Below are 12,137 nucleotides of genomic sequence, written 5' to 3' on the forward strand. Positions count from 1 at the left end.
ATGACTTTACAAGAACGTATTGATCTATCGGAGACACGAGTCTGCAATACGGTATTCCCGTTTTTGACCAATCATCATGATACCTTGTTTGGGGGGAAGGCCATGTCAATAATGGATGAGGTGTCCTTTATGGCCGCAACGCGGTTTTGCCGAAAAACGCTGGTCACGGTGTCGACGGATCGCATCGATTTTAACAAAGCTATCCCGTCGGGCAGTATTATTGAGGCTATTGCCCGGGTTCAGAATGTGGGGCGTACCAGCTTGAAAGTGAAAGTGGAAATCTACTTGGAGCATATGTATAAAGAGGGGCGTGAGCTCGCTATTGAAGGCGTGTTCACTTTCGTTGCGCTTGGCGAGAACAAACAGCCAATTCCGGTATTGGAAGGCCTGGATATTGATTAGCTTTCCTGCAGTGCGTGCTGTTGACACAGTGCAGGAAAACTAACCATCAGTTAGAATTTCATAACCCGGTCAAGTTCTCGCTTGACGTCTCTCTCTTTAATGGTTTCCCGCTTGTCGAAGTCTTTTTTACCTTGTGCTAATGCAATTTCGACCTTCGCAAAACCACGGGAACTGATAAAAATCCGTAAGGGAACGATGGTAAAACCCCGTTCTTCACCTTTTTCTTTTAGTTTTTTCAGCTCTTTTTTAGTCAACAGAAGCTGACGGTCCCGTTTTGCTTCATGGTTATAGAATGAGCCCATGCTGTATTCGGCGATATGCATGTTACGGATATACAGTCCATCATCGAAAAAGCTGCAAAAACTATCGTTGATATTTGCCTTTCCTTCCCGGATCGATTTGATTTCCGTACCTAATAGACGGATGCCAGCCACGTACTTATCCAGTAGTTGGTATTCAAAAGAAGCTTTTTTATTTTTTATATTGATATCTGAAGATAAAGCCATATATTGTTGTATATTAGTAAGTCTATACCATTGCTAGTGCAATGAACCTAAATGTAACTAAGTATAGGATAATTTAAAGTTCGCAAATATAATTATTAAAATTGTCTTATTTTACAGTAGAATTGTGAAGGAAGATGTTAGGGGAGTATTAAAATAAAATTAACAGTTTTGGGCGATGTGTTAAAAATATGACTAAATTTAAGTGAAAGTCAGATTATGTTTTCGTATGTTTGCAACGTTTTTTGGAATTATTGTGAATATATACAACGTAGAATTTCAACTTACATTGTGGATATAGCAGATTTTTATTCGAATGCCGAGTTTTTTATATAAAAGTCCAATTCGAAATTTTGTTTGTTACAATAACATCTAAAAGTTAGAAATAGTTTTAGAAATACCTTTTTATCGCATGAGTAAAGGAAAGTTAGGCGAAAAGATATCGCAATTTAAGATTGTAGAGGAGTTAAAAGCTAAAGGCTTATATGCCTATTTTAGACCTATTCAATCAAAACAAGATACCGAGGTAAAAATCGATGGTAGACGTGTATTGATGTTTGGTTCTAACTCTTATTTGGGGTTGACGACCGATATACGTATTATCAAAGCAGCGCAAGATGCTTTGGAAAAGTATGGAACAGGATGTGCTGGATCGCGTTTCTTAAACGGTACGTTGGATATTCACGTGGAGCTGGAAGAAAAATTGTCTGCTTACGTAGGTAAGGAAGCTGCCATTCTTTTTAGCACGGGATTCCAATCCAATCTTGGGCCGCTTTCCTGTCTGATGGGACGAAACGATTATATTTTGTTAGATGAACGCGATCATGCTTCGATCATCGATGGTAGTCGTCTGTCTTTTGCGAAAGTAATTAAATATGGTCACAACAATATGGAGGACCTGCGTGCCAAATTATCGCGTTTGCCGGAGGAAAGTGCCAAATTAATCTGTACCGACGGTATCTTTAGTATGGAAGGTGATATTGTTAACTTGCCGGAACTGACCTCAATTGCCAAAGAGTTTGACGCTGCTGTAATGGTTGATGATGCACATAGCCTGGGTGTTATTGGGCATAAAGGAGCAGGTACAGCGTCTCATTTTGGTCTTAATGAAGAGGTCGATCTGATCATGGGTACCTTCAGTAAGTCCTTGGCTTCCTTGGGTGGTTTTGTTGCCGGAGATGCCGATGTAATCGATTTCTTGAAACATAATGCCCGTTCTGTGATGTTTAGTGCCTCCATGACCCCCGCTTCAGTGGCCTCTACCTTAAAGGCCTTGGAAATTATCCAAACAGAGCCTGAACATATCGAAAAGTTATGGAAAAATACGGACTATGCCAAAGCGCAGCTGTTGGATCATGGTTTCGATCTTGGAGCGACGGAAAGCCCGATTTTACCTATATTTATTCGTAGCAATGAAAAAACTTTCTGGGTTACTAAAATGCTTCAGGATGATGGTGTTTTCGTTAATCCAGTAGTGTCTCCGGCGGTTCCTGCCGAGGAGTCCCTGATTCGTTTTTCATTGATGGCAACACATACTTATGATCAGATTGACGAAGCCATTGAGAAGATGGTTAAAGTATTCAAACAAGCTGAAGTTGAAACATTAATATAAAATCTAATCGTATATGATTCAGATTATACCCGTTGAAACAAAGAAACAAAGACGGTTGTTTATTGATTTCCCTCATAGTCTCTATGAGGGAAATCCTAATTATGTACCTGCCTTATTTCTAGAACAAGAAGATTTGCTTTCCCCGAACAAGCATCCTTTTTACAAACACTCTCAAGCCCAACCCTTCCTTGCTTATCGCGATGGTGAAATCGTTGGCCGTATCTGTGCGATATGGAACAACAATCATAACGCGTTCAATCATGTTAATGAGGGACAATGGGGATTTTTTGATTGTATCGACGATCAGGAAGTGGCTGATGCCTTGTTTGACACGGCCGAGAAGTGGGTGAAAGCGAAGGGCGGAGATACAATAGTAGGACCGATCAATCTGTCTACCAATGATACTGTAGGTCTGTTGGTGGAAGGCTTTGACCGGCCCCCGGTAGCGATGATGCCTTATAATTTTCCGTATTATATAAACCTGATCATTGGGGCGGGCTACGCGCAAAAGGTGGACCTCAGGGCGTATCTGGTGATGGAAAATACGGCCAACCAACGTTCGGTCAAGTTGCTGGAGAAACTGGAAGAACGTTTAAAGCGCTCGGGTATTACACTTCGCCAATTTAATGTAAAGGATTTTAAGAACGAGGCGGCCAAAGTCCGGGAGATTTACAATAAAGCCTGGGACAAGAACCTCGGGTTTGTTCCGATGACAGAAGACGAGTTTAATTATACAGCCAAGGACCTGAAGATGATTCTTGACCCGCGTTTCGCCATTCTTGCTGAAAAAGATGGTAAGCTGGTGGGCTTTGGTTTGGGTGTGCCGGATATTAATCAGATTCTTATTAAAATAAAGAGAGGGCGCTTGCTCCCCACGGGAATTTTTAAACTTCTGTTTGGCATGAAGAAAATCAACCTGTTGCGTGTGTTGATGTTAGGCGTACTGGAAGATTACCGTAAACTGGGGATAGAGGCCTGTTTATATGGTCGAATCATTAAAAATGCTAACGGCTCAAATATAAAAGGAGCCGAATGTTCGTGGATGCTGGATCATAACTACATGATGAACCATGCCATAGAACAAATTAATGGAGAGTTGTACAAACGGTATCGTTTGTACCAGAAATCATTATGATAGAAAAGATATTAATCACTGGAGCGAGTGGTTTTGTAGGTTATCATTTGACTAGGGCAGCGAAAGAGGCAGGGCTGGAAGTTCACGCTGCAGTACGTAAGTCAAGTGATGTGTCGGAAATTAGCTCTGTAGTGGATAAATTTGTTTACCCTGATTTTACGGATGTAGATGCTATCCGCGCCTTGCTGGAATCAGAGCACTATACCTATGTTGTCCATGCGGCAGCCATGACCCGTGCCAAGCGGGAGGAGGATTTGGAACGCGTTAACGTAAACTACACGCGAAACTTGGCTGCTGCCTGCTTTTCACTTCAAAATCCAATCCGCAGATTTGTTTTTGTGAGTAGCTTAGCTGCTATAGGGCCTGTTTCCTATGCCTCAGGTCTAATAGACGAGCATAACCCATATGCTCCAGTGACGGCTTATGGACGCAGCAAAAGAAAGGCCGAGCTAGCTCTAAACGATTTTGACCAGCAGCCATTGACGATTTTGCGTCCAACTGCAGTGTACGGCCCAAGAGAAAAAGATATTTTTATTCTTTTTAAAACGATGAACGGTGGTTTGGACGCCTATGTTGGCAGGTCACCGCAAAAATTGAGTTTTATTTATGTCGCTGATCTCGTGCAGGCCATCCTAAACGCTTGCCGGTTTGATCAGGGAGGGAAGCATGTATACAATCTAAGTGACGGACAGGTGTACGACCGTTATGAAATGGCTAAGATATTCAGGGAGTTCAGTCAGAAGAGAATGCTTCGAATGCATATTCCGTTGGGGATAGTAAAAGCTGTAGCCGTAATGTTCGAGCGCTTATATAAAAATTCAAAGGCAATTCCCGTATTATACCCCGAGCGCTTGAACGAACTTACAGCCGAAAACTGGGGCTGTGATATAGCGTCGGCTCAGCGCCAAATACATTACCGACCTAATTATGATCTGCGAGCGGGCTTAATGGAGACTTTGGTTTGGTATAAACAAAATAAATGGTTATAATCACAGATAATGAGTGAATTTAAAATAAATAAAAAGCTTTTTCAGGACCGGAAAAGAACAAATATCCTGAGTCAGCCTGAACAAAAGCTGATTACTTATCTCGTGCCGAGAATCCCGAATTGGATTACATCAGATGGACTTACAGCAATTGGTTTTCTTGGATCGCTAATCGTTTTAGGAAGCTTCCTGTTGGCTGAATATGTTGATATCCGCTATCTACTTTTAGGGATCCCGGGTTTTTTTGTGCAATGGTTTGGGGATTCGCTGGATGGCCGTATAGCCTTTTATCGCAACAAATCCCGACGTTGGTACGGATTTGCGCTTGATATTGTAATGGACTGGATCAGTACCGTTTTTATCGGTTTAGGCTATGTGCTATACACGACCGGAGATTATAAATATTTAGGATTTGCACTGGTGTCCCTGTACGGCTGGGCGATGATCATCTCTCAGCTCCGGTATAGAATTACCGATAAATACACAATAGACGCAGGTATACTTGGTCCAACTGAAATACGAGTAATTATTTGTCTGGTGATGCTTTTTGAAGTGCTGATGCCTAGCTCCATCAATTGGTGTGTATTGGTCATCTGTATATTGCTCTTTATTATCAATGCAAATGACACACGTCTCCTGCTAAAATTAGGTGACGCAAAGGATAGAGAAGATAAATTGAAAAAACAACAGGAAGAGTCCCGTTAAAAATGTCTTCACGAGCGTTTATTTTTTTTAAAGCACAACTTTCCGCCTTCTTGGGCGGACTGTTTGATTTTGGGGTATATTCGGCCTGTTATAAGCTACTCCATATCAGTGCGCCTTTCTCGAATGCCATTAGCGGAAGTCTGGGCGCAATAGTGAATTTCCTGATCAATCGATATTGGTCCTTTGGAAGTACAAAACATTCTGTGGGTAGCCAATTGTGGAAGTTTATTATCGTCGTCTGTGGAAGCATTGCGCTTAAATCTACGGGTATACATTTTCTGGTTGATGTATATCATGGTAATTTTTTGTTTTCGAAGCTGCTTGTTGAACTTTTGGTCTCCTTAGGTTTTAATTATACCTTACAACGTTTTTGGGTATTTAAAACCGATAGCAAGACATGAAGCTATCCATCCTATTTTAGAATTTTATTCCCCTTTTTGTCCCATCCTTCCTATATCGGATCGATTCTGAGATGTTCTATCCCGTACAGGGGCAGTGTCTCGTAATTTATATGTGAAAAAAACGCTGTTTGATGAGAACGGTTAATTAGTCGGTCACTTATTTATCTGCAATGACTATTTCTGCAATACGAGTGTTGTGTAGCTCCAGTATGTTCATATGAACTGGTTTTCTATTGACGGTGACCAAGTTCCATATTTACCTAGGTATTAGGTATTTCTTAGTTAGGTTTCCCTTAGGTTTAATTTAGCCTGAACCTAATGAAAACCTAAACTAAACCTAAACAAACCCTAAGTAAAACCTATATAAAAGTATATGTTGGCCTCTGCCGAGTTGCCCTTTGGACGTTGGACCGGATATCCGTAGCTGGTCGTGCGCTTCGGGCCCGTTCAGTCCGGGCAGTCAGCAGATCGTGTGTCCGGAGTGCGTGTGTCCGTGCTGCCCCATGTTTTCTCCGGCTGCGGTGCACCGCGGATCCACTGCTGCTCCGCGCCTTATCCGCATCCGGGGCAGGATGACCGTGGAGTGAGAACAGGGCCCTGGGGCGCTGAGAGCGTGCAGGACACGGACTCAACACGGACTCAGCACGGAAACAGGGCGGAGCCACCGTGCTGATGGCATGCTGCTGTCCTGCAGTGAGAGTCAAGGATTGTCGGAGTATTGCGGGCTCTGGTAACCCGTCTTCAGGATCTGCTCTGCCCTCTGCGATCCGGTTCGGCGGTCCGGCAGAACTGCGTCCTGCTCCGGGCGCCTTCCCGGCCTTCCGGCCCCTGTTCTGCGGTCCCGGAGCAGCCGGTTTGAAAAACAATCGTCCACCTGTCCAGCGGGTTAGGGCAAAAACAGAAAAAATAAGGACAGAAGTCTTGGAAGTTTGTTCCAAAAGTTTCTATCTTTGCACCACTCCGCAAGGGAGGGCGGGCTGCTCCGGAAGAAGCAGCCATGAAAAAAGAAGGGTTCAACGGTAGCTGAACGCGGAAACCGGAAAAAGAAAGCCAAAAAAAACTTCAGAAAGTTTTTGGAAGTCCGGAAAAGATTCCTACCTTTGCAGTCCCGCCGGAAACGGCGGAAAAAACAAAAAAAGATAAAGAGGGCGCAATGCCCGTCTGAATACAGCGGATACGGAAGTTGAAGCGCATAAAGTTCTTTAATAACACACAATCATGTAGCGTGACGGGCAGACAGACGAAAGTCGGAAGTCATGGAACAGATTCAATCAATCCGTTCAATTCGGTCCGGGATCAGAGATATTAAAAAAAGAATTCTGATTATTATAAATAGTCGGAATCAGAAACTTCATTTTACAATGGAGAGTTTGATCCTGGCTCAGGATGAACGCTAGCGGCAGGCCTAATACATGCAAGTCGGACGGGATCCATCGGTAGCTTGCTATCAATGGTGAGAGTGGCGCACGGGTGCGTAACGCGTGAGCAACCTGCCTCCATCAGGGGGATAGCCTCTCGAAAGAGAGATTAACACCGCATAACATAATGTTCCGGCATCGGGATATTATTAAATATTTATAGGATGGAGATGGGCTCGCGTGACATTAGCTAGTTGGTGGGGTAACGGCCCACCAAGGCGACGATGTCTAGGGGCTCTGAGAGGAGAATCCCCCACACTGGTACTGAGACACGGACCAGACTCCTACGGGAGGCAGCAGTAAGGAATATTGGTCAATGGGCGGAAGCCTGAACCAGCCATGCCGCGTGCAGGATGACTGCCCTATGGGTTGTAAACTGCTTTTGTCCGGGAATAAACCTCCTTACGAGTAGGGAGCTGAATGTACCGGAAGAATAAGGATCGGCTAACTCCGTGCCAGCAGCCGCGGTAATACGGAGGATCCGAGCGTTATCCGGATTTATTGGGTTTAAAGGGTGCGTAGGCGGCCCGTTAAGTCAGGGGTGAAATACGGTGGCTCAACCATCGCAGTGCCTTTGATACTGACGGGCTTGAATCCATATGAAGTGGGCGGAATAAGACAAGTAGCGGTGAAATGCATAGATATGTCTTAGAACTCCGATTGCGAAGGCAGCTCACTAAGCTGGTATTGACGCTGATGCACGAAAGCGTGGGGATCGAACAGGATTAGATACCCTGGTAGTCCACGCCCTAAACGATGATAACTCGATGTTGGCGATAGACAGCCAGCGTCCCAGCGAAAGCGTTAAGTTATCCACCTGGGGAGTACGCCCGCAAGGGTGAAACTCAAAGGAATTGACGGGGGCCCGCACAAGCGGAGGAGCATGTGGTTTAATTCGATGATACGCGAGGAACCTTACCCGGGCTTGAAAGTTAGTGGAGGATGCAGAGACGCATCCGTCCTTCGGGACACGAAACTAGGTGCTGCATGGCTGTCGTCAGCTCGTGCCGTGAGGTGTTGGGTTAAGTCCCGCAACGAGCGCAACCCCTATGTTTAGTTGCCAGCATGTTATGGTGGGGACTCTAAACAGACTGCCTGTGCAAACAGTGAGGAAGGTGGGGACGACGTCAAGTCATCATGGCCCTTACGTCCGGGGCTACACACGTGCTACAATGGACGGTACAGCGGGCAGCTAGCTGGCAACAGCATGCTAATCTCTAAAAGCCGTTCACAGTTCGGATCGGGGTCTGCAACTCGACCCCGTGAAGTTGGATTCGCTAGTAATCGCGTATCAGCAATGACGCGGTGAATACGTTCCCGGGCCTTGTACACACCGCCCGTCAAGCCATGAAAGTTGGGGGTACCTAAAGCATGTTACCGCAAGGAGCGTGTCAGGGTAAAACCGATAATTGGGGCTAAGTCGTAACAAGGTAGCCGTACCGGAAGGTGCGGCTGGAATACCTCCTTTCTAGAGCATCGCGGACCGTTGCCCGTCACGTACCACATGATTGAAAAAAAGAAAACATCAGAAGAAAGTGCCCTCCCCTTAAAGGAGCGGTCCCGGAAGGAGAGATGGAATAATACAGCTAGTCCCGTAGCTCAGTTGGTCAGAGCACTACACTGATAATGTAGGGGTCAGCAGTTCAAATCTGCTCGGGACTACTTAAAGAGATCTGAGAATAGAGCTGTGAGAATAGGGACAAAGTAAAGAGTCTGCTGTCTCCGGTCTACAATCTGATATCTGAAACAAAGGGGAATTAGCTCAGCTGGCTAGAGCACCTGCCTTGCACGCAGGGGGTCAACGGTTCGAATCCGTTATTCTCCACGTTTCCGGTGAAGTATGCACACATATGCTTCAGGATACCGGAAAAAGAGTTCTTTGACATACTGAAAGAGAAAAAAAATTACAAGAGAAGACAACAGTAGAGACAATGCTGGTATGTGTCTGATGTGATGAGGAGATATCCGGTGAATACCGGAGGAATCATTGCGTAGCATATCGGTATATATATCAAAAGCAGCCGCATAGTGGCAAAAGGCTATGCCGGTGAAGAAAGTAAATAAGGGCACACGGGGGATGCCTAGGCTCTCAGAGGCGATGAAGGACGTGATAAGCTGCGATAAGCCACGGGGATCGGCAAATGCGAAGTGATCCGTGGATTTCCGAATGGGGCAACCTGGCTATTTGAAGAATAGCCGTATGATACGCGAACGCGCTGAACTGAAACATCTAAGTAGGCGTAGGAGAAGAAAATAACAATGATTTCCCAAGTAGTGGCGAGCGAACGGGAAAGAGCCCAAACCGTGCATGTTACGGCATGTGCGGGGTTGTAGGACCACGATATTGTACTGTGCTATGAACTGGAAGCAGGTGGGAAACTGCGCGACAAGGGTGAGAGCCCCGTACAGGTAAAGAATACAGACATAGTGGTATCCTGAGTACCGCGGGACCGGAGAAATCCTGTGGGAATCAGCCAGCACCATCTGGCAAGGCTAAATACTCCTGAGAGACCGATAGTGGACCAGTACCGTGAGGGAAAGGTGAAAAGAACCCCGAACAGGGGAGTGAAAAGAACCTGAAACCGTGTGCTTACAAGCGGTTGGAGCGGAGTAGTTCCGTGACAGCGTGCCTTTTGCATAATGAGCCTACGAGTTACTCTTGTCTGGCAAGGTTAAGTCCTTCAGGGACGCAGCCGAAGCGAAAGCGAGTCTTAACAGGGCGCATAGTCAGATGAGGTAGACGCGAAACCCTGTGATCTACCCTTGGGCAGGTTGAAGTTGCAGTAACATGTAATGGAGGACCGAACCGATAAACGTTGAAAAGTTTCCGGATGACCTGAGGGTAGGGGTGAAAGGCCAATCAAACTGGGAAATAGCTCGTACTCCCCGAAATGTTTTTAGGAACAGCGTGAGAACTGAGTCTGTCAGAGGTAGAGCTACCGATTGGGTGCGGGGGAGTCAAATCCTACCAAATCCAGACGAACTCCGAATGCTGACAGATATGTCTTGCAGTGAGGCTTTGGGTGCTAAGGTCCAAGGCCGAGAGGGAAAGAACCCAGACCATCAGCTAAGGTCCCCAAATCCGTTCTAAGTTGAACTAACGAGGTCCGGCTGCCCAGACAGCTAGGATGTTGGCTTGGAAGCAGCCATTCATTTAAAGAGTGCGTAACAGCTCACTAGTCGAGCGGCCGGGCGTGGATAATAAACGGGCATCAAGAACGGTACCGAAGCTATGGATTTGTAATGTATGTTACATCTGGTAGGGGAGCATTCCATCGCCGGGGAAGCAGTCCGGTAATGAACTGTGGAGGTTATGGAAAAGCAAATGTAGGCATAAGTAACGATAAGGCGGGTGGGAAACCCGCCCACCGAAAGACCAAGGTTTCCTGATCAACGTTAATCGGATCAGGGTCAGTCGGGACCTAAGGCGCACCCGAAGGGGGCAGGCCGATGGACAACTGGTTAATATTCCAGTACTCTTTTTAACTGCGATGTGGTGACGGAGTAGTGACACTGCCGCGAACTGACGGAATAGTTCGTTGAAAGGCGTAGGTATTGGAGCTGTAGGCAAATCCGCAGCTCCAGCTGAACCCCGATAGTACAGCAAAGCTCCGGCGGCGCTGATAGAGCAGGTAATCAGACTTCCAAGAAAACCCGCTAAGCTTCAGGTTAAGAAGACCCGTACCGCAAACCGACACAGGTGGTCGAGGAGAGAATCCTAAGGTGCTCGAGTGAATCATGGCTAAGGAACTCGGCAAAATGGCCCTGTAACTTCGGGAGAAGGGGCGCTGTCTCAGCGATGAGCAGCCGCAGTGAAAAGGCCCAGGCGACTGTTTAACAAAAACATATGGCTTTGCAAAATCGGAAGATGAAGTATAAGGCCTGACACCTGCCCGGTGCTGGAAGGTTAAGAGGGGATGTCATCGCAAGAGAAGCATTGAATCGAAGCCCCAGTAAACGGCGGCCGTAACTATAACGGTCCTAAGGTAGCGAAATTCCTTGTCGGGTAAGTTCCGACCTGCACGAATGGTGTAACGATCTGGGCGCTGTCTCAGCCATGAGCTCGGTGAAATTGTGGTATCGGTGAAGACGCCGGTTACCCGCAACGGGACGGAAAGACCCCATGCACCTTCACTATAGCTTAACATTGGGACTGGGTACAGGATGTGTAGGATAGGCGGGAGATATTGAAGCGGGTTCGCCAGGATCCGTGGAATCGCCCTTGAAATACCGCCCTTTCTGTATCCGGTTTCTAACTCCGCAGAGCGGAGGACATTGTTTGGTGGGTAGTTTGACTGGGGTGGTCGCCTCCAAAAAGGTAACGGAGGCTTTCAAAGGTAAGCTCAGTACGCTTGGTAACCGTACGAGGAGTGCAATGGCATAAGCTTGCTTGACTGTGAGACCCACAAGTCGAACAGGGTCGAAAGACGGACATAGTGATCCGGTGGTTCTGTATGGAAGGGCCATCGCTCAAAGGATAAAAGGTACGCTGGGGATAACAGGCTGATCTCCCCCAAGAGCTCATATCGACGGGGAGGTTTGGCACCTCGATGTCGGCTCGTCACATCCTGGGGCTGGAGAAGGTCCCAAGGGTTGGGCTGTTCGCCCATTAAAGTGGCACGCGAGCTGGGTTCAGAACGTCGCGAGACAGTTCGGTCCCTATCTGTTGTGGGCGTTGGAAGTTTGAGTGGATCTGACCTTAGTACGAGAGGACCGGGTTGGACAGACCTCTGGTGAACCTGTTATGCCGCCAGGTGTACGGCAGGGTAGCTACGTCTGGAGCAGATAAGCGCTGAAAGCATCTAAGTGCGAAACTGGCCACGAGATGAGACTTCCTGACAGGGCCGTAGGAGATGACTACGTTGATAGGCCACAGGTGTAAAGGTTGAGAGACCATAGCCGAGTGGTACTAATAGCCCGAAGCTTTCTCATGCAGACAGACACTGTTGTCTTCCTCTTTAATTTTTGGACACTC

The 12,137-nt window shown here is 46.6% G+C and carries 8 protein-coding genes, 2 tRNA genes and 2 rRNA genes; 10 read left to right on the top strand and 2 right to left on the bottom strand.

What is annotated here, in order from left to right:
* Positions 1–402 (top strand): acyl-CoA thioesterase, encoded by a 402-nt coding sequence (locus FGL37_RS11140; RefSeq protein ID WP_028072155.1) that lies wholly within the window; start codon positions 1–3, stop codon positions 400–402.
* A gap of 50 nt (positions 403–452) precedes the next feature.
* Here FGL37_RS11140 and smpB read toward each other — a convergent pair whose 3' ends face one another.
* On the bottom strand, positions 453–908 hold the full coding sequence (gene smpB / locus FGL37_RS11145) for an SsrA-binding protein SmpB (RefSeq protein WP_028072156.1): 456 nt from the start codon (positions 906–908) through the stop codon (positions 453–455).
* A 409-nt stretch (positions 909–1,317) separates the two neighbouring features.
* Here smpB and spt point away from each other — a divergent pair, with 409 nt between their 5' ends.
* The 5 genes from spt to FGL37_RS11170 are packed head-to-tail and all read left to right on the top strand — an operon-like array spanning position 1,318 to position 5,744.
* Positions 1,318–2,517, top strand: a complete 1,200-nt coding sequence (spt, locus tag FGL37_RS11150; RefSeq protein WP_028072157.1) for a serine palmitoyltransferase — start codon at positions 1,318–1,320, stop codon at positions 2,515–2,517.
* A 13-nt stretch (positions 2,518–2,530) separates the two neighbouring features.
* A complete protein-coding gene (locus FGL37_RS11155) occupies positions 2,531–3,652 on the top strand; it encodes a hypothetical protein (RefSeq protein WP_028072158.1) in 1,122 nt (373 codons plus the stop codon).
* Entirely contained in the window at positions 3,649–4,641 is a 993-nt protein-coding gene (locus FGL37_RS11160; RefSeq protein WP_028072159.1) for an NAD-dependent epimerase/dehydratase family protein, read from the top strand. Before FGL37_RS11155 ends, FGL37_RS11160 begins: the two co-directional genes overlap by 4 nt.
* Before the next feature lie 9 nt (positions 4,642–4,650).
* Entirely contained in the window at positions 4,651–5,343 is a 693-nt protein-coding gene (locus FGL37_RS11165) for a CDP-alcohol phosphatidyltransferase family protein (protein WP_028072160.1), read from the top strand.
* Positions 5,344–5,345: 2 nt separating this feature from the next.
* Positions 5,346–5,744, top strand: coding sequence for a GtrA family protein (locus tag FGL37_RS11170; RefSeq protein ID WP_028072161.1), 399 nt, complete (start codon positions 5,346–5,348; stop codon positions 5,742–5,744).
* Between the two features lie 359 nt (positions 5,745–6,103).
* On the opposite strand, the gene FGL37_RS11175 is transcribed toward FGL37_RS11170, so the two are convergent.
* Positions 6,104–6,682, bottom strand: coding sequence for a hypothetical protein (locus FGL37_RS11175; RefSeq protein ID WP_138096789.1), 579 nt, complete (start codon positions 6,680–6,682; stop codon positions 6,104–6,106).
* A 420-nt stretch (positions 6,683–7,102) separates the two neighbouring features.
* On the opposite strand from FGL37_RS11175, the gene FGL37_RS11180 reads away from it, so the two are divergent.
* From FGL37_RS11180 to FGL37_RS11195, 4 genes are all read left to right on the top strand, one after another.
* Positions 7,103–8,630, top strand: a 16S ribosomal RNA gene (locus FGL37_RS11180).
* Between the two features lie 120 nt (positions 8,631–8,750).
* Positions 8,751–8,824 (top strand) — tRNA-Ile (locus tag FGL37_RS11185).
* 89 nt (positions 8,825–8,913) lie between these two features.
* Positions 8,914–8,987, top strand: a tRNA-Ala gene (locus FGL37_RS11190).
* A gap of 225 nt (positions 8,988–9,212) precedes the next feature.
* Positions 9,213–12,094 (top strand): 23S ribosomal RNA (locus FGL37_RS11195).
* Together the 16S and 23S rRNA genes with 2 tRNA genes alongside form the textbook arrangement of a ribosomal RNA operon.
* Positions 12,095–12,137 lie beyond the last annotated feature (43 nt).

The sequence above is a fragment of the Sphingobacterium thalpophilum genome (genome assembly GCF_901482695.1).
GTDB lineage: Bacteria > Bacteroidota > Bacteroidia > Sphingobacteriales > Sphingobacteriaceae > Sphingobacterium > Sphingobacterium thalpophilum.

Excerpts from the sequence above, each read along its gene's own strand:
- FGL37_RS11170 (WP_028072161.1), top strand. The coding sequence starts at position 5,346 with ATGTCTTCACGAGCGTTTATTTTTTTTAAAGCACAACTTTCCGCCTTC.
- spt (WP_028072157.1), top strand. The coding sequence starts at position 1,318 with ATGAGTAAAGGAAAGTTAGGCGAAAAGATATCGCAATTTAAGATTGTA.
- smpB (WP_028072156.1), bottom strand. The coding sequence starts at position 908 with ATGGCTTTATCTTCAGATATCAATATAAAAAATAAAAAAGCTTCTTTT.
- FGL37_RS11155 (WP_028072158.1), top strand. The coding sequence starts at position 2,531 with ATGATTCAGATTATACCCGTTGAAACAAAGAAACAAAGACGGTTGTTT.
- FGL37_RS11160 (WP_028072159.1), top strand. The coding sequence starts at position 3,649 with ATGATAGAAAAGATATTAATCACTGGAGCGAGTGGTTTTGTAGGTTAT.
- FGL37_RS11165 (WP_028072160.1), top strand. The coding sequence starts at position 4,651 with ATGAGTGAATTTAAAATAAATAAAAAGCTTTTTCAGGACCGGAAAAGA.
- FGL37_RS11140 (WP_028072155.1), top strand. The coding sequence starts at position 1 with ATGACTTTACAAGAACGTATTGATCTATCGGAGACACGAGTCTGCAAT.